General features: G+C 35.2%; 20 protein-coding genes and 1 pseudogene. 5 read left to right on the forward strand and 16 right to left on the reverse strand.

Features of this window, described 5'->3' with window-relative positions; genetic code table 11:
- Window positions 1-97 precede the first annotated feature (97 nt).
- Window positions 98-1138 (reverse strand): DNA sulfur modification protein DndB, encoded by a 1041-nt coding sequence (locus H9649_RS08270; protein ID WP_191694269.1) that lies wholly within the window; start codon window positions 1136-1138, stop codon window positions 98-100.
- Window positions 1139-2230 (reverse strand): DNA sulfur modification protein DndB, encoded by a 1092-nt coding sequence (locus H9649_RS08275; protein ID WP_191694270.1) that lies wholly within the window; start codon window positions 2228-2230, stop codon window positions 1139-1141. It abuts the gene before it with no gap.
- A gap of 326 nt (window positions 2231-2556) precedes the next feature.
- Here H9649_RS08275 and H9649_RS08280 point away from each other — a divergent pair, with 326 nt between their 5' ends.
- The 5 genes and pseudogenes from H9649_RS08280 to tnpC all read left to right on the forward strand — a co-directional run bounded on the left by H9649_RS08280 (window position 2557) and on the right by tnpC (window position 6567).
- Complete coding sequence (locus H9649_RS08280) at window positions 2557-3396, forward strand: helix-turn-helix domain-containing protein (protein WP_191694271.1); 840 nt, start codon at window positions 2557-2559, stop codon at window positions 3394-3396.
- A 100-nt stretch (window positions 3397-3496) separates the two neighbouring features.
- Window positions 3497-3844, forward strand: a complete 348-nt coding sequence (locus H9649_RS08285) for a hypothetical protein (protein ID WP_191694272.1) — start codon at window positions 3497-3499, stop codon at window positions 3842-3844.
- A gap of 386 nt (window positions 3845-4230) precedes the next feature.
- The gene (gene tnpA / locus H9649_RS08290; protein ID WP_191694273.1) at window positions 4231-4551 is read left to right on the forward strand and encodes an IS66 family insertion sequence element accessory protein TnpA; all 321 of its coding nucleotides are present in this window, start codon (window positions 4231-4233) and stop codon (window positions 4549-4551) included.
- Window positions 4545-4901 carry an IS66 family insertion sequence element accessory protein TnpB gene (tnpB, locus tag H9649_RS08295; RefSeq protein ID WP_191694274.1) on the forward strand — a complete coding sequence of 119 codons (357 nt, stop codon included), beginning with the start codon at window positions 4545-4547 and terminating at the stop codon, window positions 4899-4901. Before tnpA ends, tnpB begins: the two co-directional genes overlap by 7 nt.
- 54 nt (window positions 4902-4955) lie before the next feature.
- Window positions 4956-6567: pseudogene (gene tnpC / locus H9649_RS08300) on the forward strand (IS66 family transposase).
- A gap of 341 nt (window positions 6568-6908) precedes the next feature.
- Here tnpC and H9649_RS08305 read toward each other — a convergent pair.
- The 14 genes from H9649_RS08305 to H9649_RS08370 all read right to left on the reverse strand — a co-directional run bounded on the left by H9649_RS08305 (window position 6909) and on the right by H9649_RS08370 (window position 24042).
- Entirely contained in the window at window positions 6909-8264 is a 1356-nt protein-coding gene (locus tag H9649_RS08305; RefSeq protein ID WP_191694275.1) for an MATE family efflux transporter, read from the reverse strand.
- 157 nt (window positions 8265-8421) lie between these two features.
- Window positions 8422-9579 (reverse strand): glycosyltransferase family protein, encoded by a 1158-nt coding sequence (locus H9649_RS08310; protein WP_191694276.1) that lies wholly within the window; start codon window positions 9577-9579, stop codon window positions 8422-8424.
- A gap of 83 nt (window positions 9580-9662) precedes the next feature.
- A complete protein-coding gene (locus tag H9649_RS08315) occupies window positions 9663-10979 on the reverse strand; it encodes an O-antigen ligase family protein (protein WP_191694277.1) in 1317 nt (438 codons plus the stop codon).
- Complete coding sequence (locus H9649_RS08320; RefSeq protein ID WP_191694278.1) at window positions 10972-12099, reverse strand: glycosyltransferase family 4 protein; 1128 nt, start codon at window positions 12097-12099, stop codon at window positions 10972-10974. Before H9649_RS08320 ends, H9649_RS08315 begins: the two co-directional genes overlap by 8 nt.
- 16 nt (window positions 12100-12115) lie before the next feature.
- Window positions 12116-13435, reverse strand: coding sequence for a nucleotide sugar dehydrogenase (locus H9649_RS08325; protein WP_191694279.1), 1320 nt, complete (start codon window positions 13433-13435; stop codon window positions 12116-12118).
- A 14-nt stretch (window positions 13436-13449) separates the two neighbouring features.
- Window positions 13450-14613 carry a glycosyltransferase family 4 protein gene (locus H9649_RS08330; protein ID WP_191694280.1) on the reverse strand — a complete coding sequence of 388 codons (1164 nt, stop codon included), beginning with the start codon at window positions 14611-14613 and terminating at the stop codon, window positions 13450-13452.
- Window position 14614: 1 nt separating this feature from the next.
- Window positions 14615-15739 (reverse strand): non-hydrolyzing UDP-N-acetylglucosamine 2-epimerase, encoded by a 1125-nt coding sequence (gene wecB / locus H9649_RS08335; protein ID WP_191694281.1) that lies wholly within the window; start codon window positions 15737-15739, stop codon window positions 14615-14617.
- Between the two features lie 6 nt (window positions 15740-15745).
- Window positions 15746-16855 carry a capsular polysaccharide biosynthesis protein CapF gene (locus H9649_RS08340; RefSeq protein WP_191694282.1) on the reverse strand — a complete coding sequence of 370 codons (1110 nt, stop codon included), beginning with the start codon at window positions 16853-16855 and terminating at the stop codon, window positions 15746-15748.
- The gene (locus H9649_RS08345; RefSeq protein WP_191694283.1) at window positions 16852-17874 is read right to left on the reverse strand and encodes a polysaccharide biosynthesis protein; all 1023 of its coding nucleotides are present in this window, start codon (window positions 17872-17874) and stop codon (window positions 16852-16854) included. The genes H9649_RS08340 and H9649_RS08345 overlap by 4 nt, the downstream gene beginning before the upstream one ends.
- A gap of 19 nt (window positions 17875-17893) precedes the next feature.
- Window positions 17894-19105, reverse strand: coding sequence for a glycosyltransferase family 4 protein (locus H9649_RS08350; protein WP_191694284.1), 1212 nt, complete (start codon window positions 19103-19105; stop codon window positions 17894-17896).
- A 121-nt stretch (window positions 19106-19226) separates the two neighbouring features.
- Window positions 19227-19865 carry an acetyltransferase gene (locus H9649_RS08355; RefSeq protein WP_191694285.1) on the reverse strand — a complete coding sequence of 213 codons (639 nt, stop codon included), beginning with the start codon at window positions 19863-19865 and terminating at the stop codon, window positions 19227-19229.
- Window positions 19866-20495, reverse strand: a complete 630-nt coding sequence (locus tag H9649_RS08360; protein WP_191694383.1) for a sugar transferase — start codon at window positions 20493-20495, stop codon at window positions 19866-19868. It lies immediately after the preceding gene.
- Window positions 20495-21625 carry a DegT/DnrJ/EryC1/StrS family aminotransferase gene (locus H9649_RS08365; RefSeq protein WP_191694286.1) on the reverse strand — a complete coding sequence of 377 codons (1131 nt, stop codon included), beginning with the start codon at window positions 21623-21625 and terminating at the stop codon, window positions 20495-20497. Before H9649_RS08365 ends, H9649_RS08360 begins: the two co-directional genes overlap by 1 nt.
- Window positions 21626-22209: 584 nt before the next feature.
- Window positions 22210-24042, reverse strand: coding sequence for a polysaccharide biosynthesis protein (locus H9649_RS08370; RefSeq protein WP_191694287.1), 1833 nt, complete (start codon window positions 24040-24042; stop codon window positions 22210-22212).
- Window positions 24043-24062 lie beyond the last annotated feature (20 nt).

Below are 24062 nucleotides of genomic sequence, written 5' to 3' on the forward strand. Positions count from 1 at the left end.
CGATTAGGTTGGTTTTCTCCAATCTACTTCTCAGGTGAGATCTTCATGTCTGGCGGACATTCTCACCTGGGATGTCTTACATTACAAATCCCCCAACTCACTCACCCCCTTTTTGCTGAAGCCACTCAATCAGAGCCTTCCGATTGCTTTTGCTAGCATCTAAGTAAAAATACGCTTCTCTTCCTTTGACGTCTCCTTCAAAACGAGTCCAAACATCTTGGTCCCTCTCCCAATCAATCGTCGATAGATTGCGCATCCTACGCTGCACCGTCTTCATCTGATCTTCAAATGCCAGCTCTCCGATAGCATCGACTGCAAAACTAGCAACCGCCAACAGTAAAGGAAAGTTCGCGAGCATACATTCATGAAAATTTCCAATCGACTTCGCCGGATAAAGCTTAAACAACTCCTCAAACCAACTGTTCACTAGCGCAATACAGCATTCCTCTTCACTTACTCTATCAACATCTGATTTCGTCTTTTGTCCAATTTCAATTTCCTTTAAGAACAGTTCTACAACTGTCCGAAGTTGCGCGAGTGAAATGAGGTTCTTGTTTGCTGGCCGCATGACTGCATTCTTTTCTTGTTCCACGCCTGCTTCTTTTAATTGGCCGTTCACGTGCAACACACGATTTGTGACGACGTTAATCTTATCCCTGGAATCATACGCAATCCGTTTGGACAAGCCCACTTTCTTCCCCTTCCGATTGTGATCGATGTACAGTTGGTTCACTTCCTCGACCGACAAACCTTCGAATATCTGAAAGGGTACTTCAATCGTATCGAGCACCCGGCGCAGATTGATCGCCTCGCTATATTCCACATCATTGACACTGGACATCCCTCTCAAAATGTACGTCTCTAGCTGCAGGAAAGCTTTCAATCGATGGTTTCCGTCAATCACAACGAGTTGCGACGGCTTCCCTCCAAGCGCTCCTTCCTCACAACTCGCAACTAACGGAGGCAAGTAAATATCCCCAGTTGCATAATTATCGGTAATGTAGGAACGCAATTTCCGCACATTCTCTTTCCTTGTCGTTCGCGTTTCAAGCCGCCCCTCATTTTCCATCTCCATCAGTTCATGGATTGAATACGTGAACAGCGCTTGTTTTGCATTGAAAACGCTTTCAATACTCACTTAATTGGCCTCCTCTCTATCAATCGCCGCTATGAAGCGAAGAGCTGTTCTTTTGACAGCCGTAACACTAGAATGGCCCGTTATCCGCTTTTTCTCAGCATCATACATATGGGCAAAGAGCGAATCGTCATGCTTCCACGAACAAACTTTTTTTAAATAATCAAGCTTCTGAAACGCTTCGGTATAGCCCTTCTTCTCTTGTCTTACATAATGAAAGACCGTATAGGCTAGCGCAATTTGGACGCCACTGATCCCCGACACATACTTCTTCCGATTCGCCGCTTGCTTTGGCGTAATTTGTTGTACCTTTTTAAAGAACTGAATCGCAATCTCTTCCATTTCGTCTTGTCGCTGGGGGAGTAGTAGATCTCCTGACATAATGGTCAATTTCCCCTCAAAAAGAGCGGCAAGGCATCTTCGCATAATCGTCAAAGAAGTAAGGGCTGGATTGCCGAGCATGAGACGGGATAGTTCCTGTTCAATTTCCATCACATCTTTCAACTGTTCCGCTACAGTCCGCGTCAAACCAATATATTCATCCCGCTGATCATACTTCATGACCATCCCCTGATGGATTTCCCTCCGTTCAGAATTCAAATCGGAGAACATCTGCTTCTCCTCTTTTTGAGACAGTTCCAAATAAATTTGAATCGCGACCGGATAGTTAATAATTTGATTAAGCTTCCTGGCAGTTCTTTCCGCCTCTTCGTACTCGCCCATTTCCTCCTGTGTAATCTTGCTATTCTCCAGTACATTCATCGCAGCAGCCATTGCCGAACATCTGTGTTGCCCGTCCGAGATGTACAAAGTTGTCCCTGGCTCCAGTTCAAATTCACCATCTACCTCTCGCACCATTCCCCGCGCAGAGAAGATGAACGGTGAAAAATAGAAGTATTCATTCGTATCTAAACTACGAAGGATGAAGTCACGAATTTCAGCACGACGTCTTGGATCCAATTTCCGTTGCACTTCATGGTCAACCTGGAACAATGCACGTAATGTCCCAAATCGCAGTTGTGTAACAAGAATTTCTTTGTCGAATTGTTTATAGACGGTTCCCATGAAACTAACAGTAGTTCCTGCTATAGTCATATTTTCCACCAACCCCCTCTAATACAAACTGACTATATTGTACACACAAATTCTAGGCTTGTCTATTAAATTCAGTTTTTTTTGAACTTTCATCTTCTCACTTGCAATTCTAGTACGCGTTGGATCTTGGTTCTGCATAGTTTACTTGAAATTCTTCTTTTGTTAATCGCGTCATCATTTCACCAAAACCATTGGATGGTCCCGCAAACGTCCATAAATATTGGAATCGACCTTGCGGTCTTTTCACGTACTTCAAAAAGAATTTCTGACAGGTGTATCCTTTCCGACCACTCCCATCTATATAGATGCTAAAGGGGGATTTACACATGACACACTACTTACAGCAATATACGAAATTCAATTCCATCGAAGAAATGGACAATGCGGCTGAACAACACGCGAAACGCCACTGGGACGGGCTGACGAAATCGGATCGTCTCGTGCTCGACGTCATCCGCCGCTATTCTGTGAAATACGGGGCAGCACACTTGAAACATGGAACGATTGAAGAAGCGATCGGCAAATCAAACGTCACTGTACGCCGCGCGATCCGGAAGCTTGTCACTCTTGAAATCATCGAGAAAGTCCACTTCATCCGCCCGGTAATGAGCGGACTTGGCGCCAACATCTACATCATTTTGCCGTTTGATGACCAGGGGAAAATGGACAGTCGGGATGATAGCGATACACCGCATACGACCAACGAAAACGAGCAAGTTTCTACAGACGAAGCTCTTCTTTCTAAATCTCTTTTAAAGGCTAAAGATCTTACGTACACGTCTCCTGAGGAACCGTCAGAGTTATCCACAAGTCTGTTCAGTAAGATGAAAAGTTTACTGGCGAATACGATTGGAGACGCCAAACAAGCCCGTGAATTTTTTGGGATTCACAAGGCTATTTCGACACGTATGCTGAAATTCGATTTGTATAAGGACGATACGAAAGTTTTCGAAGAGATTGCATATCGTGCGCTTCGTATTGCTGTCATAGCTACAAAGAATAAGCATATCCGCAACTTGCCTGGCTATTTTAAAGGGGTTTTGATGCAGTTGGTGGATGAGACGTATTTTAGTGATTTATTCATGTTGTTTGATAAACCGGTGGATTTGCAGCATCCGAAACCGTGGAATAATTTTTTTTCGAAGGTGTATCCTTTTCGGGATTAAGGCTCTATATAGTGGTTGAATAGGCTGTTCAACAATAAAAGGGGGAATTCATAATGATATTCAAGTTTAAGGAACATTTAGGTTCAAGAGTAGTCGGGAATTGATGCAGTCATCTTACAATCATAGAAGCTACCACGCTGCTAGTTTTACGAAAGCTGATCTCGACATACTGGAATGGATTGTCATGCATAATTTGGGGTACGGTACGATGAATGTGAGGGAGCAAGTGCATACGATATTTAAGATTCCGTTAAACACTGTCGATCATTCGTTTGAAAAACTGATAAAACTCGGGATTATTGAACGGATTGACGTAGACATAGAGGGTGAGACGCTTACGCTTTATCCGATGTTGCCTTTGCCTTTTGAAGATGAGGATGATGAGCTGGATGAGATATTTGGAACTGGGAAGGTAATAAGAATTCGGAAATTGGGGGATTTTACCTGAGGGGTCTTTTAAAATCATTGCTGAATGATTGGTCCGTGAGAGACTTGCAGATGCAAGAAATGCAAGTCGGCTTGGATTTTGTAAAAGGTAAAGACTCTGCAACTTGAACAACTATACAAAACAGAACCTGTCGAAGAAGATAGGTTAATAATTTATTTATTTAGGCTTGACTTACTATTTAAAATGTAGTATTCTAAAGAAGATAGATACAGAACCTCAATTCTGTAATACTATCCCTCAAAAAATGCATTCATTCATTTGAATGCATTTTTTTATTTTGTGGTTTTTTCATGGTTGATAAGGTAAGCGTCAAACTCTTCCCACATAGTAATCCCTTTTTCACCATGCGATAATCTCCATAGATTAATATATTGGGAGGTTTAACGATGGCGAATCACAATGAATTGCGAAAAGAATGGGAAGGACGTATTTCGGATTTCAAATTGAGCGGTCAGAGCGGTGCCGGCTGTTGTGCCGCGAATCAAATCAATCTCCAACAGTTCTATTATTGGAGAAAGCGTTTGATGTCTGAGGATCAGTTAGGTAATCAATCACCTGACTGGGTCACTTTTGAGGTAGGAAAGCCAACAATAGATTCGTACGACCATATACGAGTGCTGGTTGGAGAAGTGATAATTGAAGTTAAACAAGGGTATGATTCGAACCTATTAGTGAATTTAATCCGGATCCTTCGGGCTTCATGCTGAATATCAATAGCGTTGACCGAGTCTACTTAGCGAGAGGAAGTACCGATCTTAGGAAATCAATTGACGGCCTTGCAATCCTTGTTAAGGAAGGTTTCAATCTTGACCCCTTTTCTTCCAGTCTGTTTGTCTTCTGTAACAGGAAGAAGGATAAGCTGAAAATCCTCCATTGGGATCACAATGGTTTTTGGCTGTATTACCGCCGGTTGGAAAAAGGTACATTTTACTGGCCTTCCGAAGGGAGTGCAGTCCCTTTATCCATTGATCGTCGCCAGTTACGCTGGCTACTTGACGGTTTATCGTTAGATCAGAAGCAGGCACACTCTGTTGTGACCGCAAGATCTATCATTTAAAAATTATATGATAAATCAAGGGAAATCTATCTTCGTTTATCGTATAATAAACGTATGAAAAAGACGACGAAACCACTTACCCAAAACCCTACAATTGAAGAACTTCAAGAACGCTTGGCGATGCTGGAAAAGCAGAATGCCGAATTAGAGGCGAAGCTGAAGAAGCAACAGGAGCTTGAAGTCAAATTAACTTGGCTGGAGGAGCAGCTTCGTCTTTACAGGCTCAAACGCTTTGGTACCTCGAGTGAAAAAACGATTCCTGGACAACTTTCCCTCTTTATTGAGGTGGAACAGGAAGTCAACCCCGAATTACCAGAACCAATTATCGAAACTGTGACATATCGCCGCCGTAAAAAACGCGGCCAACGAGAAATAATGTTAGAAGACTTGCCTGTGGAAACGGTTGAATACCGCTTATCCCCTGAAGAGCAGGTCTGTTCGTGCTGCAATGGAAGCTTACATGAAATGAGCACGGAAATTCGTCAGGAGTTGATGTTTGTTCCGGCAGTTGTAAAAGTCGTTAAACATGTTCGGTATGTATACTCGTGTCGTAGATGTGAAAGCGAAGAACTGGAAACGCCCATTCAAACGGCACCCATGCCGAAACCTGTCATACCGGGAAGTTTGGCATCTCCGTCTCTGATGGCTCATATCATGACCCAAAAATACGTTGATAGCCTTCCATTATATCGACAGGAGAAACAGTTCAAGCGAATGAGACTTGCATTGTCCTGCCAAACACTTGCGAATTGGATGATCCGTGGTGCGGATGATTGGTTATCTCCTATATATGATCGCATGCACCATCACCTTTTGGCTTTGGATATCCTAAATGCAGATGAAACGACCTTGCAGGTTCTTCATGAACCAGGAAGAGTAGCGAATTCCAATTCTTATCTCTGGTTGTATCGTACAGGAAGGGAAGATCCCTCAATGGTTCTGTACGATTATCGCGAAACAAGGGCCGACGAAAATCCGAAGGATTTCCTTAAAGGTTTCAAAGGATATCTTCAGGTTGACGGCTGCTCAGGATATCACAAGGTTGAAAATGTGACCTTAGTTGGTTGTTGGGCACATGCGAGGAGAGGTTTCACGGATGTATTGAAATCCCTGCCTCCCGGCAGTGTTAAACCTGTCGCCGTGCAAGAAGCATTGCATTTTTGTGGTCAACTATATACAATTGAAAGCAAACTGAAGGACGAAAGTCCCGAAACACGCCATAAAGAGCGGCTCGCCAAAAGTAAGCCGGTTCTTGATGCTTTTTTGGCATGGCTTAAAATACAGGAAAAGAACGCACTGCCCAAAAGTGGATTTGGCAAAGCCATTCAATACTGTCTAAATCAGTGGGATAAATTAATAGCATTTTTAGAAGATGGTCGCTTGGAGATTGACAATAATCGCAGCGAACGCGCGATCAAGCCGGTAGTTATAGGAAGAAAAATTGGCTCTTCTCCAATACACCGAGAGGTGCCAGGGTGAGTGCTATCATCTATAGTATAGTAGAAACGGCAAAAGAGAATGGTTTGAATCCATATTACTATCTCCGCCATCTGTTCGAAGTGCTTCCCAATATTGATTTGACTGACGAAGATGCCCTGACAAATTAATGCCTTGGTCAACAACGCTACCCCTTACATGCATAGTTTTTAATAAGTTATCAAAATGATAATACAAGCCTCCATCTATTGTAAGGTGGGGACTATTTGACGCTTACCTAATAAAACTAAATAAAGCATATAATAAGAGCCCCCTGAATGACAGGTGGGCGCTATTTGTGACATTTACTTAAGAAAGACTCTAGCATTAAATGGGCTAACCTATGGCAGGTGGACCAATTTGATGTCAGAAGTGGACCAGAAAGATGGCAACGGTGGGACAATCGTATGGCTGTAGTCAGGGCTATTTGACACTTACATTTATGTTTTTATGTGGTTCATATGCAATGCTAGTGACGGATAATAGGTTCTAAAACAATTCGAAATTCAATGAGAACGCTGGTACTTGTAATTAATGTTGTAAAGAAAGAGTCCTTTTAAAAAATTTGCTAAGCCATATAGGTTGTGCTACACAGTACATAGACATACATATAACGCTTGATATCACGACACCAATCCATGATTCCAAATAATAAACAAGAATAAATGATAAAGGAAATTTAATTGCTGCTCCAATAGTAAAATAGATAATTTGGGTTTTTAATTCACCCATTCCGTTAGATATACTTGAGAGTATACTGTTCCAAATAAACGTGATTCCCAAAAACATAAATACTATTGAATATAAGGAGTTAACAGTAATAACATTTTCTCCTAACCAAAAGTTTATAATATCTTGTAAAAATACAGTAATTATAATTTGTAAAAATACCATCAATAAAAAAACAGATTTTAAAATTTTATATAATCGAGCAAGCCATAAGTAATCAGATTCAGCATAAGCTTTTGTAATAACTGACCAAACCGGCGTCATAACTAATAAAACTATACTTCCTGAAATCGTAAAAACTCTATTATATACTTGATATTCAACGACGTGACTTGTGGATGATAAGTATGCTATTAAAAACTCATCTGTGACAATTATTAGCATGTACATTATTTGAACCCATAAAAAAACACCTCCAAGTTTAATTACTTCATTCGCACGATCTTTCTTGAAATATTTAAAGCTGGGAATGCTGCCTTTTAATACTGTTGAAAATATAATAATAGTCACAATTAGAAGTGGTAGATTAATTGCCGCGAAATGAATAATTGATAATACAACCAAACTAGTAGATAAATCTTGGAAATCGAAATTACTAACAAATAATAAAATTAATATACTTGATGCTAGCTGTAATAAATTATTTATTACAGACTTTTGTAAAGCATATAGTATAGATGAAACAAGTTTTAGTAAGAACTGAATTAAGACTCCAAATACAGAAATTAAAATTGTTAAGTTTATCACATTTTCTGAAACTAAGTTGGACGGTATATTAAATATAACATTCCATTTTATGTATTTAAAAAACAGACTTATAAAAAGGGTTGCAACAAAAACAATAATAGCAGTTAGTATATACGCTGAAGAGATATAACTTTTAACTAAATCCTTATTATCTTTAATTAATGATTTAACTAAGTAATTTCTTAAGCCATTTCCGATTCCTAAATCAAATGAAAATACCCAAGATAATATTGAAAGTATTGCAAACCATAATCCTAAAACTTCTTGGTTACCAAAATACTTCATAAATGCTGGTAAAGTCATTAGAGTTATTAATAGCGAGCTACCCTTTAATATGAACGCCCCTATTGAATTCAATATTACAATTCTGTTGTTTTCGTTTGATAATTTTTCTTTGAAATGTAATATCATTTTAATCCTTCTTTCTAACGCTTACAAATTTTTCACTTATACAATAAACAAGCACCCTCTATTAACCATTTGCTATGCTTGTTATTGATAGAGATTAATCGAGTAATTCCAGATAATATCTATTGATTCGGAATTGAATATCACTAGAAAAGTCCTTTTATTTAAGCATTTTTAATAATCTAATTGATACTGCTTCTACGGTGTGGTAATAATATAGCTCGGTTAGCTGTTTGTTAGTTGCATAAACACCTATGTGATTGTCAACAAAGTTTATAACCTTTTTACTTTGCTCATTCGTACCTCCATTCAACTGTTTTAGAAGTAATGCATAAGGATAACTAGTTAAATACTTATTGCTGGTATCATTTTTAATAGTATAAAAGTTAATTATAGGTTTACCAGTCCCAATATATTCAAGAACTTTACTTGGTAATTGATTACTTATTGAATTTCCAATATTAATAAGGAAATCTGTATCCTCAATAACTTTTGAAATCACATTTTTCGAAACTCTTCCATGTATCACCAGATTCTCACCTAGTAAATCAACATATTTTTTATCCAAGTCGTCTTTTTTTAACCCATATAAGTTTAATATGAAATTCTTATGAGTTTTTACCACTTCTAAAAATACTTTAAACATATATTCTGGATTTCTAATTTTCTTATAAAACGATCCGATATAAGCAAAAGTAACTGTTTCCTTAGTAAAAATATTATTTTTATCTTTATTATGTATCTTCATTAACGGAATTCCAAAATCCACAAATTTTCTTTTTAATATGTAAAATGGGGATCTAGTATATTGATTATATAATTCATGTGTTAACATTACTTTATCTGCACTTGCAAGAATATTAAATTCCTTAAAGAATCTATAAAAAAACAAAAGATACTGAAGTCTTAATACCTTATTAAATGCATATGGATCTAATTCATACACCAACCAATTTATTCTTGGGAACTTTTTTTTAACTTTCTTTCCTATAGTAAGAGTGCTAAGAGGAAATGATATTGTTAACAAATTTGTTTCGTCTGATAGCTTACCTTTTAAGTATTGTTGAAAGAAGAATAGTATATCATTCTCCCATTTTTTAAAATCTATTTTCCCATTCCGTTTTTTAGCTACTGGAAGATAATAAGTATTGATATTGCTCTCTGTTTTTAAATGAATATCTTCCCTTAAAGTGCTAGTAATTATATTTATCTCATTTTGATATGATAGGTTATTTAAAATCTCATATAAACATAATGAATTAGCATTAGTGGAATCTTCATTATCAAAACCAAAGCAAATAATAATTAAATTACTCATTTTATATCAAACCTCTCTATAAACTTTAGAAATACAAAAAATCTAAAAGTAATTAAGCTTATTTATTTTTGCTTAATGATATATTAATCATCGACTACATTAAAATTAGTTTCACGATAGAATAAATACAATGATAAATACATATATAACCAAATCCCTATATTATTACTACTAAAAAAAACCATTTCACCCATACTAATTAAAATAGTAGAGATAGGGAGATAAATAAGTCTTTTATTTCCCATCCAAAATATCTTAAATATATATGTCAAGAAAATCAAGAAACCAAAAATACCACTAAACGAAAGCACAGCAATAAATAAATTACCAGCTTCTATAATATAATCGGAACTAAATTCATAAGACTTATATGGTAATACAGGAACCATAAATCCCTTTCCGAAAAGAGGATTATCCCAAAAATTCATAAGTAAACTATCTAGTTGATTTAAGCGTGAATATAATATATTTCCTGATTCCTGTCCTTTAAGAAAGAAAGAAGATAAAAACCCCTCGATATTACTGCTTAATAAAACAAAAATAGATCCGACACTACCCAAAGAAACTAAAGAAATCTTCAAAGTTTTATTCAGATTCAAGAGTACTATAAATAATAGAATCAATATAATACATCCTATTAAAGAAGTTCTAGATTTACTAAGGATAACCATTGTTATTGCTATAAATAGTAATAAGTAATGGAAACTATATTTTTTCTTGCTTATTTCTAAATATGCTAAAACTATTGCAACGAATAAAACTAAAACAATCCCTAACATATTTGGCTGATTGGTTATTCCTTGAAAAGAATACCCATTTCTTAAATAACCTAATGGTAAACCGATAAAAATTATTGATGGTAATAAAATTAATAGGTATAGTTTTAACATCCAACCTATCCAATCAAACTTTTTATATGTAATTCCAACCCCAATTATTACACTTAAAAATATAAAGATATAACTAACCAACTTAAAGATTGCAACAATCGGTAAAGAACTAAATATGAAAGCGGTAATGACACTGTATAGTCCGAACACTAAAACGAGCAATATAATTGATCTAACCTTAAGCCAATCGCTCATGTTCAACTTTTTAAATGAAATTATCAAGTATAGAGCACAACAAAATAAAATAATCCATTTTAAGTTCTGCCAACTATCCATACCAATAGCTATACCTGGGTTAATTATGGTTCTTAACGTTAATATATTGATTACTTTAATTGCACCAACTTGTTTTTGTTTTAACAAAAACAAGATAAAAATCATCGAGATTAACAGTGTCATTGAGTTTATAAAACTAAATAAAAGTAATAAAATTATAAATAACCATTCAACTGAACTTTTCTTCACTCTAATCCCATGTAAACCTTGATTGTTATCGCGCTTTTCAATCATTGGTGTTTCTCTCTAAAATAGCTTTTTTGAATATACGAATATGTTGTAAAGCCATGTTTTCAATTGTATATTGATTTATTTTTAAAAGGTTAGAATTTGACATTTTATTCATCATATTTTCATCTTCCAATACTTTTTTAATTTTAATAGCTAAGTCATCGCTATCCTCAACTGGTATAATATAACCGTTGATTTCGTTGCTTATTAACTCCAAACCTGCTACACACTTATCAGTTGTAATAACAGGTAATCCATTAGCCATGGCCTCATTTATTACCAGACCCCATATATCTCCCCTAGTAGGTAATACAAACAGATCGGCAGCCATGTAATAATGATTCAATTCCTCTTTAGCTTTAAAATCAACAAAATATATATTCTTTAAATTAAGAGTTTCTTTTAATTCAATATACTCCGAGGTTGGATTACCACCAATAATATAAACACCGTAATTTTGGGGCAAACTCTCGCATGATCGTATTAAAGTATCAAATCCTTTAATAGAAATAAATCTTCCAATGGATATTATAACTTTTTCTTCTTTAATACCTAATTTAGTTCTTCGTTCCTTTTTTTTACTGTTTGAAACAGGAGCATCTTGTATATCGCTTTTTAAGAGAGAGGTAAAGGGATATAAGTGGATGTTTTCTTTTCTAGCGCCATAATGTATTAGATAATCTGTTGTGCTACTGCTTGTACTTAACCAATTTTGGGCACTACTAATATATCTTCTCTTAATATAGTGTTTTAAAATATTGTCCTTTTTAATAAACCCTCCATCAGTATTCAAAATAAAAGGTATCCTTTTTCTATTCAATATCTCAATAGCAGTTAACCCACTTAGAGTGCTATAACCTCCTATAACAAATATATCAAACATATCTTTATCCAAATAATGCTTAATAAGCTTAAACTTTTCCCACGGATGGTTGCTATCATCTAAAAATATTGGGTCGAAGTTGACAAATTCTTGTCTCAGCCATTCTTTTTTCCTATAAGTAACATTGCTTTTTTCAAATAGCACAGTCAGATTACAATGATTTCCTAACTCATTGAAAAAATCCACTCTATACGGGGAAGGTATATTCACTAAATAAAATACTGATAACTTATCTCCCATACTTTCCTCCCTCATATTACAAGCTCCAATAACTATAGCCTAATTCTTCTATTTCTTCTTTATCCAAAATCCCTTTAACGTCAACGACAACTTTACCCGAATTACTATCGTCACTAAATAACTGTTTAAATTTTGATCTTCCCATTTTCTTAAACTCATTATGAGCAACTGCAATAACAATGCAATCTATGTCCTTTAAATCATCTAGTTCCGCAATATCAATATTATACTGTTTCTTAGCTTCAAATTTATCAGCTTGTGGATCAACCACAACAGATCCAATACCATAATCTTTTAATGTATTAATTATATCAATCACTTTAGTATTTCTGACATCTGGAGTATTCTCTTTAAAGGTTAGACCTAAAATAGCAACTTTGGATTGTTTCACAACCTTATTAGCTTTTATTAACTTTCTAATAATTACATCCGCAATGAATTTCCCCATATTATCATTGATTTTTCTACCCGATTGTATAATCTGACTATGATATCCTAGTCTCTCTGCTTCATACAAAAAATAATAAGGATCAACACCAATACAGTGCCCCCCCACTAATCCCGGATAAAAACGTAGTGCATTCCATTTAGTATTCATGGCGTCAATCACTTCATTTGTGTCAATTCCCATTCTGTCAAATACCATAGCTAGTTCGTTCATAAAAGCAATATTAATATCCCGCTGGCTATTCTCGACAACTTTTGCAGCTTCCGCTACTTTTATAGATTTAACTCTATGTACACCAGCACTGATCACCAATTCATAGACATTAGCAACCTCATCTAAGCTTTCTTCATCTATAGCCGATACTATTTTAATAATCTTTTCAAGAGTGTTTATTTTGTCCCCAGGATTTATTCTTTCCGGTGAATAACCCACTTTAAAATCAAGACCCGCCCTTAGGCCAGATTCTCTTTCCAGAATAGGTATACAGACATCTTCAGTAACTCCTGGATAAACAGTTGATTCGTAAACAACTATTGAGTTTTTTGTAAGGTTTCTACCAATAACAATGCTGGCATTTTCTACGGGTGAGAGATCCGGCGTTTTATCTAGGTTAATAGGAGTAGGAACAGCAATTATATGGAATTTAGCCCCTCTAAGTTCATACTCATTTGATGTAAACTGAATTGTCGTTTCTTTAATTACTTCATTTCCTACCTCACTAGTTGGATCTATACCTGATTTATACTGCTTTATTTTATCTTCGCTAATATCAAATCCAATTATATCAACTTTTTTTGCAAAGGCAACTGCAAGTGGCATTCCAACATAGCCTAGCCCTATAACTGATATCTTTTCTTGTTTATTAATAATCTTCTCATATAAACTCAAAGTAGTAACTCCTTTTATTCATAACAATTTTCATTTGAGAATAATCTTTTATAAGAAACTATGTCTTTCTCTTGATTTGACTCTTTCTGACCATATAAAAAAGCCAACTCCGACATTTTATTATATTCTAATTGGGAAAGTTGTACGAAGAAATCAATCTTTTCGCTAATTTCCTCGTTATTTTCTAATGATAAATCCCATCCAACATTTTCGCTGTTCAAATTTCTCCAAGGAGTTTGATCACTTATTATTACAGGGCAACCTCCCAATAGTGCTTCTGAAATAGCATGACCGAAGTTCTCTCCTAATGTTAGTAAGAAAAAAACATGATTAGATTTTAAAACTTTATTAACTTCATCATTATTTATTATTCCGTTGTAATTCACAGTAATATTTTTTGGTAATACTTTAATTACTGTTAGGCATTCATCCCAATAAGACGAATCCTCAATAGGACCAAATATATTGAATGTTATATTATCATTGCTATTCATTAGAACATTCAATGCTTGCAATAGGTTTTTCATCGGATGTATCCTAGAAATATATACAATTTTTAAACTGCCTTTCGTTTTGGTCAATTGTTTCTCAAAATTTAATTCTTTATAATTCCTTGTAAGATTATTAGCAATTACTGTATCTATTTTACTATTATAATTTTTAATAATATTTTCCTTTTCCAAAATATTGGTTGAATGCCAAATCACATTTTTATGTAAACGGAAAAATCTTGCTAACCTTATAAACGCATTCTTCTTTATTGATTTTAGGCCGAGTGCCCCATTTGAGAACTGTCCCCTTGGAGCTAAAATAATCTTCTTTGGTTTAAGTAATTGCATCCTTACGAAAAATAAAGGAAGTATGCTTAGTTTGAAGGAGAAAAAACTATTTAAGTATATTACGTTATAATCTTTTTCCTTCAATATCGATAATAGTTTCGACATCTTTAGCTTTGTTGGATCAGTATAATAAACTTTGGCATGATTAACAGATATCCACTTATCAACCTCTATATTTGAATATGGTTTACAATCTCCTAAATCACGATCTGAGGTTATTATATAGAAATCGAATTCATTTGAAAGGTTCTCAACTAAATTAATTATTGATCTCACAGGGCCACCCGCTTTAATACTTGGATAGTAATAACCTGTCAGAATAAGTACCTTATTTTTCATTTCACTTACCCCATACAACTCTATTTACATAATCTGTATAAGACAAAATAATCCTTAGCACTTTATCTGAAACGTTATGCATGGAATAATCTTTCACAGCACTTAGTGTATCTGTTTCTTGCGTTTTTAATATTTCTAACCCCTGCAGTATTCTTTCCTTCCCTAACCCGGTCATCATTACAGATGCCTCTTCCATAGCCTCCGGCCTCTCATGAGCTTGTCTAATATTTAGCGCTTTAAACCCAAGAATAGAGGATTCCTCGCTTATCGTTCCACTATCACTTAGAACAGCTTTTGCCTTAACTTGAAGCTTAACGTAATCATTAAATCCTAAAGGCTTCATTGTTTTAATCAAGGGATTAAACTCTATACCTTTAGTATTAATCATCTTCTGAGTTCTTGGATGTGTACTTACAATGACCGGCATATTATACTTCTCTGCAACTGCATTTAAGCTATATACTAGACTCATGAAATTAGTTTCTGAATTAATATTTTCTTCTCTGTGCGCGGAAACCACAAAATATTTTCTTTCAACAAGCTCTAATCTATCTAACACATCAGATTTCGCAATATCATCTTTTCTAGAGTTCAGAACTTCAAACATCGGACTCCCCGTCTTAATTATTCGATCCGCATGGAGCCCTTCTTTTAACAAATACTCTCTAGCTATATCACTATATGTAAGATTAATATCTGCTGTATGATCAACTATTCTTCGATTTGTTTCCTCTGGAACTCTTTGATCGAAGCATCTATTCCCGGCTTCCATGTGAAATATTGGAATCTGTCTTCTTTTTGCTGCAATTGCACATAAACAACTATTAGTATCCCCAAGCACTAAAAAGGCATGCGGTTTAACCTCTTCTAAAATAGGATCTATTTTCACCAAAATATGACCAATCGTTTCCACCGCTGTACCAGCAGCTGCGTTGAGGAAGTAGTCCGGTTTTCTTAAATTAAAGTCTTCAAAAAACACTTCATTTAATTCGTAATCATAGTTCTGTCCTGTATGAACGAGTATATGTTCAATTGCATTTGATTCTTCTAATTTATTTATAACAGCTGAAAGTCGAATGATTTCCGGTCTAGTCCCTACGACTGTCATTACTTTTAATTTCTTCACTTTGCTCTATACCTCCAAAAAGTTTGTATCTGGAATTTCTGGATTGAAACTCTCATTCACCCACATGACAGTAACTAAGTCATTATCTCCTGTATTTACTATGGAATGTGTATAACCTACTGGTATATCAACTACTTGTAGCTTCTCACCACTTACTTTATACTCGATGATTTGATCTGTATGAATATCTCTAAATCTTATTAATCCTTGACCGCTGACTACAAGGAATTTTTCATTTTTTGTATGATGCCAATGATTACCTTTTGTAATACCTGGTTTGGAAACATTCACAGACACTTGGCCCCTATCGGGAGTTCTTATAAACTCTGTAAATGAACCTCTATTATCTATATTCATTTTCAAATCATATGTGAAATCATCTGTAGGTAAAAAACTTAAATATGTACTATACATTTTTTTAGTTAGTGCAACATCCATATTAGGAACGCTTAAATTTGTTCTGGACTCTTTAAAATCTCTAATAAGATTTGCTAAGTTCCCTAAAGTAATAGTATGAGTCGTTTCTACAACACAATAATTATCATTCGTTGTTGGATTTCCTTCAAGTGCTTTCAAGAATTCCTCTAAAACATCATCTATATAACAAAATGTAAGTTCTATATCTGGATTATAAACCTGTATATCTAAATCTCTAGCTATATTGTAACAATACGTTGCAACAACTGTATTATAATTTGGTCTACTCCATTTTCCAAACAGATTAGGAAGTCTATATACGAATACTTCTGCTCCTGTTTTTATGGAGTGCTCAAACAATAAATCTTCTCCAGCTTTTTTGCTTTTGCCATAGGGGTTATCTTTTTCAGCTTGAATAGACGAAGTAATTAAAATAGGTGATGTGTTATTATGCTTTTTTAGTAGTTGCAGCAATTCAGATGTAAAGCCATAGTTTCCTTCCATGAATTCTTTTTCATTTTCTGGTCTATTTACTCCGGCTAAGTGATATACAAAGTCGCATTTCTTTGTATACTCTTCCAAGTCATCTAAAGTATGATTTCTTGTATATAATAATAATTCTTCATACCCCTGGTTTTTCAACTCAGCTACTAAGTTTTTACCGAGGAACCCTCCTGCACCTGTTACAAGAATTTTCATTTACCACTCCCCCCTTTCAATTCATCCTGTATGTAAGGAAGTTCTAGGAGCTTACTTTTAATTTGCTCTATTGAAAGTCGATATGTATTGTGTGAGTTATATTCTTCATCCGTTGAAAGTTTTTCATTTCCTTCTTCAAAATATTTATCATAATTAAGATCACGATTATCTGCTGGAACCCTATAGAAACCTTCTAAATCATCCGCCACGACATGCTCTTCTCTTGTTAGGAGTGTCTCGTAAAGCTTTTCTCCGTGTCGGGTACCTATAATCTTCACTTCGTTATCAGCATTAAAAATTTCTTTTACTGCTTGTGCCAAATCTGCAATTGTAGATGCAGGAGATTTTTGGACCATAATATCGCCTGCATCAGCATTCTTAAATGCAAAAACCACCAGTTCAACTGCCTCCTCTAGGCTCATAAGGAATCTTGTCATGTCAGGATCTGTTATTGTAAGTGACTTACCCGCTTTTATTTGTTCTACGAAAAGCGGGATAACCGAGCCACGTGAAGCCATAACATTTCCGTATCTTGTACCGCATATGAGTGTTTTTTCAGGAGAGACCGTTTTAGCTTTAGCTACAAACACCTTTTCCATCATTGCTTTTGAAATCCCCATCGCATTAATCGGATAGGCAGCTTTATCTGTTGAAAGACAAATGATTTTTTTAACGCCAAATTCAATTGATGCATTCAATACGTTTTCTGTACCAATGACATTAGTTTTCACCGCTTCCATTGGAAAGAATTCGCACGACGGAACTTGTTTAAGTGCTGCAGCATGAAATACATAATCTACGTCGTTCATTGCATATTTAACACTTGCAAGATCACGGACATCACCGATATAAAATTTTAATTTGTCATTATTATATTGTTTTCGCATATCGTCTTGTTTCTTTTCATCACGTGAAAAGATACGCACTTCTTTTATATCTGTATGTAAAAAGCGCTCCATAACAGCATTCCCAAAGGAACCTGTTCCACCTGTTATTAATAAAGTTTTACCTTTAAACATATGACACCCTCAATTCTAGTTAGTCAAAATGATTCATTATTATTTCATAAGAATGCTTAGCCATATAGTTTTCCTCTAAATACCTTCTTGCGTTGATAGCCATTTCATTTCTTAATTCTATGTTACATAACTGCTCTACTTTTCTACTAAATTTCTCAACATCACTACTTTCACACCAATACCCAAATCCACCTTGTTCTATCACTTTCCCGATATCAGTGTTTACATCCGTTGCTGCAAGAACTGGCATTGATGCCTGCATATAAGAAAGAAGTCTTGACGGGAAATTGGGTATCGTAAAACGCTTATCAAGAAAAACCAAGCCTACATCACATGAATTAGCAAGAACCTCATAATCATCTTTTGGTAAATGTTCAAACAACTGTGCATTATTTAGCTGCTCTTTGTTGAAAAACGATTTTAGCTTATTAAATTCTGTTCCCGATCCAACGATAACAAAGTAGACCTGATCGTTCGATCTATTTACCTTTAAACATTCAATTAAGAAGTCAAGGCCTTGTGGTTTACCAAGGTTTCCTCCATATATAAATATTGTTTTATTAAAGGGTATGTTGTATCTCTTTTTTATCTCAAATATTATTTTCTTATCTTTTTTTATATCTAAGGGTTCTATACTGTTTGGGCATACTTCTACAATTTCAGGAGATATTTCAGGATTTTGTTTTAATAAAAAATTAACATTTGCTTTGGACATACAGCCTATATAATCTGACAATTCATATAATATTTTTTCCTTGGACTTAAAATACCTATATAATACACCTCTGAACCCAGATTTCGTTATCATCCCAAGGTCTACAGCATTTTGCGGGAAAATATCCTTTAATAATAGATAAGTTGTAGCATTATCTCTCTTTTTTACATACTCAATAGCTTTTTGTAACGTAATAGGAGGAGTGGAATATATGACTAAATCAAAATGAACATTAGAAAAGTAATCTTTAATCCCTTTTTTAAATTTCGATTCTAAAGTAATTGTTGAAATTCCTTTTTCTATAATACTTGTTTTCTGTGTATTTCCAATCTGCAACTTAAGTATATTGTAGTTTCCCTTATCGATTAATTTTGTTGGTTGCTGTCTTCTTTTTTCTGTCGGAGAAATAATATATACTTTATGTTTATTTTTTACAAACTCGCGCATTAAATCAGTATATATACCACTTTCTTCAATTGTTGAGAAATCCAGAAGTGTTAAAAATAAGACATTCATATTGTAAACTCTCCCCACTTGATCTTTAAAATTTCTTTGAAACTTAACTTTTGTTAACTCCAAAAAATTCTTTATTAGCAAGAAGTAGTCGGTCAGATTTCCCCACTAATTAGTTTACATACTACTCATAAAACTTAATCGGTTTTGCAGGAGCTCCCAAAGCCGTACAATTAGCAGGTAAATCTTTAACCACTATAGACCCAGCTCCAATAACAGTATTTTCACCAATCGTTACACCTTGAATAACAGCCGATCCAGTTCCAATACTTACACAATCCTCAGTCTTCACAAAACCAGAAACATTCACGCTTGGTAGAACGGTTGTATAATTACCAAGTATCGCGTCATGTCCAATAGTACAATCTAAGTTTATTATTACATGTTTTTCAATTTCAATATTCGTTGTAAGAATGTTAGCTGCACAAATAATTGATCCTTCTCCAAATGTTATTCGTTCAGACATAATAACACTAGGATGAATTAATACTGGAAAGGTATTTTCACTATCTGCAAGCCTTTCAATTACTTTCTTTTTCGCAATTGGATCTCCAATAGCATTCACTACATTAAGTTTTTGATTTTTTAACCATTCAATATTTCCAACGACTTTATATCCATTTACTTCTGTATCTTGAATATTTTTATTATCATCAACAAATCCGATGATATTCCATTCTTTATTAACTTTATTTATATCTTCTATTAACCAAGCAACTTCTCTTCCAAATCCCCCTGCGCCAATTATTACTATATCTTTCATTTACTTTTCCTCCGATCTTAAGTTACCCCTAAAAGACTCCATAGTAGCAGCAGTTTCTGAATTAATTCCTTCCCTTATAAAAATCTTCTTTATAGTCAGGAATATTATTCTCCAATCACCAATGAAGCTTATCTTCTCCACATATTCTACATCAAAACTGAACTTATCTTCCCAACTAATAGCATTCCGTCCGCTAACCTGCGCCAAACCTGACAAACCAGGTCTAACTTCATGGCGTCTTTTTTGATGATCATTATACAATGGTAAATATTGCACCAATAAAGGTCTTGGTCCAACAATAGACATATCACCTTTAAGTATATTAAATAATCCCGGTAGTTCATCAAGCGATGTAGAACGTAGAATTCTACCAAACTTAGTGAGTCTCACACTATCTGGTAATAGCTCTCCATTCGCATCTCTTTGATCCGTCATTGATCTAAACTTATACATCATAAATATCTTTTCGTTAAGCCCGGGTCTCTCTTGCTTAAATAAAACCGGTCCGCCTAGTTTAACTCTTACAATAATAGCAACGATCAATAAAATTGGACTTAATACAATAATAGCAACTAAAGATAATATGAAATCCATTAGTCTTTTTACATATCTTTTATAAAAGCCATTCATTAATCTTTCCACAATCCTTTAATAATCCTAACGACTCTCTCCAAATCTCCATCCGTCATCTTCGTATCACTCGGCAAACAAACGCCATCCTCAAACAACTTCTCAGAAGCCCCTCCACCAACAAAGTCATACTTCTCATAGAACGGTTGCATATGCATCGGCTTCCAAACTGGACGAGACTCAATATTTTCTTTTTCAAGTGCTTCCATAATATCAATCGGTCTTATATTACCTGTTAGTGTCATGCAACTTAACCAATAGTTTGGTAAATCCCACTTATTGTTTGGCATGAATTCAACACCTTCAAGCTCACTTAACTCTCTTCTATAAAACTCATAGATCGAGTTTTTCTTCGCAACTCTTTCACTTAATACTTTAAGCTGCCCTCGACCAATCCCAGCAACGACATTACTCATGCGATAATTGAAACCTAACTCACTATGTTGATAATGTCGCGCTTGATCTCTTGATTGAGTAGCCCAAAACCTAGCCTTTGCAATTCCTTCTTCGTTATTAGAAACAAGCATCCCACCACCAGAAGTAGTGATAATCTTATTTCCGTTGAAAGAGAAGATGCCATAATCTCCAAATGTACCTGTATGTTGACCTTTATAATATGTACCCAAAGACTCTGCAGCATCTTCAATAATAGCAACATTTTGTTTTTTGCATAAATCCATTATCTTATCAATATCCGCAGATAAACCATATAAATGAACGACGATAACCGCTTTAACATCTGGATAAAGGTCAAATGCTTCTTCTAACGCTTTTGGACTCATATTCCAAGTCTCAAAATCACTATCGATAAAAACTGGTGTTGCATTCTGATAAATGATTGGATTAGCTGTTGCTGAAAACGTAAGTGTTGGACAGAAAACCACATCTCCCTCCCCAACGCCTACTGCTTTAAGAGCTAAGTGGATGGCAGCAGTACCTGAAGTTAATGCCGCAGCAGACTTAGAACCAACTTTTAGTGCTAGTTCTCTCTCGAACTCATTTACATTCTCACCGAGAGGAGCGATCCAATTAGTGTCAAATGCTTCCTTTATGTATTGCATCTCATAACCTTCATCACTCATGTGTGGTGAAGCAAGGTTAATTCTATCTTTTACATTTTCGGATTTCATAATGGACTCCAACTACCTTTCCATTCTTGTATTTAGTCAATTAGGAGTTAATTGGAACAAACTTGATTTATCCAACTAACTGCTAAGCAACTAAAATAGCGCCTCAATTAAAAGTAAATAAATTTTAAAGCCTTCATATTAGAAGGCTTTAGCTATTACAACTCAGTCTTTCCATTCATACTAACAAGCCAATAATCCAATAACCATTAGCATTTTGCCAGGTGGTAACGTTATTCTGCAGAACAGGAATAATCAACTTTTCACGATATCATAGTATTAATCATCACAACATAGATATAAAATTTCACTAGTTGTTTTAGTTTTTTAATCGAGTGGTTACCTATAATTCTTTCTTTGTTAGTAGCTGGTTTGACGCAAATTTCAAAACCTTCTTTATTCCTTTATAAAATACGATTTTAATAGAGATTTATCTTATCCAACTATTTCATAATAAGTATTATGTTGATGGAAATTAAATTAAAGCGCGGGAAAATTCAAAATAAAAGTGCGTTTTTTTTAATTTTGAACAATCCCAAGTTAAATGAGTCACTACTTAATCTCCAATGGAAAAATAATCTTCCCTATCATACACTCGTCAATATTTTATCTAATTTCACATACTTTCGATTTGCCAACGCAATTAAAGTCTGTTTCATTTCCATCTGACTCATGTCCAACAATTTATCCAATACAAACTGTTGTTCAGTTTTAGTAATTGGTGTCGCTTTGCCAATATAAATCTTCGGATACACATAATCACTTTGCCGCTCATTTTCATTGAGCAGTTCTTCATATAATTTCTCTCCTGGTCTTATACCAGAGAATTTAATCTCAATTTCATCTTCTGTATATCCTGATAAGCGTATAAGATTCATAGCTAGATCTAGGATTTTTACAGGTTCACCCATATCTAAGACAAAAACTTCACCACCAGAAGCAAGTGTACCTGCTTGAATAACTAGCTTTGATGCTTCAGGTATGGTCATGAAATAACGAGTCATCTCAGGATCTGTAATGGTTATAGGACCACCACGAGCGATTTGTTGCTTAAACAAAGGAACTACACTGCCTCGGGAGCCTAGTACATTACCAAATCGTACAGCTGCAAATTTCGTTTCACTTGTTTTCGCCAAGTTTTGAATGATCATTTCCGCAAATCGCTTTGTTGCACCCATAATGTTTGGTGGATTCACAGCCTTATCCGTTGAAACTAAAACAAAATGCTTAATACCTAATGTGTCCGCAGCTTCTGCTACATTCTTCGTTCCGAATATATTATTCTTTACCGCTTCCATCGGATTAGCTTCCATTAAAGGCACGTGCTTATGGGCAGCTGCATGATAGATGACATCTGGCCTGTAATCTCCTAGTATATCAAAAATCCGCTCTCGATCTTGCACATCTGCGATAATGGGTATAATTTCTGTACCGTCTTTTGAAAAATTTTGTCGCAATTCCATGTCTATATTGTATATCGAACTTTCTCCATGCCCTAGTAACAGTAACCTTTTCGGTCGAAAATCCATTACTTGTCTACAAATCTCTGAACCTATTGAACCGCCAGCTCCTGTCACAAGTATCGTTTTATTAGTTAACTTGTCTGCTATGGCTTTTAAGTCTAATTCAACTTCTTCACGACCAAGCAAGTCTTCAATTTTAACATCGCGCATTTCATTCACAGACACTCTACCAGTCATGATATCTTCTATCTTAGGCATAATTTTAACATTCGCTTCTGTTTTCGCACATTTTTCATAAATGCTTTTTATCCCCATGCGTCCAAGGGAAGGGATAGCAATGATAATATCCGTAACATTCTTCTTCGCAACAATTTTTTCAATATCTTTTGTTTTACCTTGCACAGTTACATTCATAATTTTCAAATGTTGCTTCCTCGGGTCATCATCTACAAACGCAACTGGAATGAATTCTTGCTCCTGAGCTTGTTTCAGATTTCGTACAAGCATCGTTCCAGCTTGTCCAGCTCCTACTATAAGTACTCTACGAATATCTTGCTGATTCGTAAAAGATTCTCTGTCTTTCAGCAAGCGTAGCAAAAATCTGGAACCGCCGATCATAATAATATGAAGCATCCATGTAATCGCCATGACCCTGAAGTATATATCGTTCTTAATAAGAAATTGCATCCCACTTGCAGCAGCCACAGATATCGTAACCGCAATCCCAATCGTTAAGAGCTCACGAACAGATGCTACACTCCATACCCGATCATAGAGATGGAAGAAATACGCGGCTACATGGTGACTGACAAGTAAAGTCAATGCACTAATGATAATGACCTTATCTGAGTAGCCGGGTATTGTCGGATGCAACAGAAAATAGCTCATGAAAATTGCTGAAAGAACAATCGCAGAGTCTAGTATAAAAAATGTGAGATAGCGCATTCTATAACTCATTGCATTAACCTTCTTTCAAG

Origin of the sequence: Sporosarcina quadrami (assembly GCF_014836615.1) — a bacterium.
Lineage (GTDB): Bacteria > Bacillota > Bacilli > Bacillales_A > Planococcaceae > Sporosarcina > Sporosarcina quadrami.

What these genes read in the sequence shown, in the direction of transcription:
- H9649_RS08320 (WP_191694278.1), bottom strand. Translation starts at nt 12,099, where the DNA reads ATGGGAGATAAGTTATCAGTATTTTATTTAGTGAATATACCTTCCCCG.
- H9649_RS08350 (WP_191694284.1), bottom strand. Translation starts at nt 19,105, where the DNA reads ATGAATGTCTTATTTTTAACACTTCTGGATTTCTCAACAATTGAAGAA.
- H9649_RS08280 (WP_191694271.1), top strand. Translation starts at nt 2,557, where the DNA reads ATGACACACTACTTACAGCAATATACGAAATTCAATTCCATCGAAGAA.
- H9649_RS08305 (WP_191694275.1), bottom strand. Translation starts at nt 8,264, where the DNA reads ATGATATTACATTTCAAAGAAAAATTATCAAACGAAAACAACAGAATT.
- H9649_RS08275 (WP_191694270.1), bottom strand. Translation starts at nt 2,230, where the DNA reads ATGACTATAGCAGGAACTACTGTTAGTTTCATGGGAACCGTCTATAAA.
- H9649_RS08315 (WP_191694277.1), bottom strand. Translation starts at nt 10,979, where the DNA reads ATGATTGAAAAGCGCGATAACAATCAAGGTTTACATGGGATTAGAGTG.
- H9649_RS08365 (WP_191694286.1), bottom strand. Translation starts at nt 21,625, where the DNA reads ATGAAATCCGAAAATGTAAAAGATAGAATTAACCTTGCTTCACCACAC.
- H9649_RS08345 (WP_191694283.1), bottom strand. Translation starts at nt 17,874, where the DNA reads ATGTTTAAAGGTAAAACTTTATTAATAACAGGTGGAACAGGTTCCTTT.
- H9649_RS08330 (WP_191694280.1), bottom strand. Translation starts at nt 14,613, where the DNA reads ATGAAAAATAAGGTACTTATTCTGACAGGTTATTACTATCCAAGTATT.
- H9649_RS08310 (WP_191694276.1), bottom strand. Translation starts at nt 9,579, where the DNA reads ATGAGTAATTTAATTATTATTTGCTTTGGTTTTGATAATGAAGATTCC.
- H9649_RS08355 (WP_191694285.1), bottom strand. Translation starts at nt 19,865, where the DNA reads ATGAAAGATATAGTAATAATTGGCGCAGGGGGATTTGGAAGAGAAGTT.
- tnpB (WP_191694274.1), top strand. Translation starts at nt 4,545, where the DNA reads ATGCTGAATATCAATAGCGTTGACCGAGTCTACTTAGCGAGAGGAAGT.
- H9649_RS08370 (WP_191694287.1), bottom strand. Translation starts at nt 24,042, where the DNA reads ATGAGTTATAGAATGCGCTATCTCACATTTTTTATACTAGACTCTGCG.
- H9649_RS08340 (WP_191694282.1), bottom strand. Translation starts at nt 16,855, where the DNA reads ATGAAAATTCTTGTAACAGGTGCAGGAGGGTTCCTCGGTAAAAACTTA.
- tnpA (WP_191694273.1), top strand. Translation starts at nt 4,231, where the DNA reads ATGGCGAATCACAATGAATTGCGAAAAGAATGGGAAGGACGTATTTCG.
- H9649_RS08360 (WP_191694383.1), bottom strand. Translation starts at nt 20,495, where the DNA reads ATGAATGGCTTTTATAAAAGATATGTAAAAAGACTAATGGATTTCATA.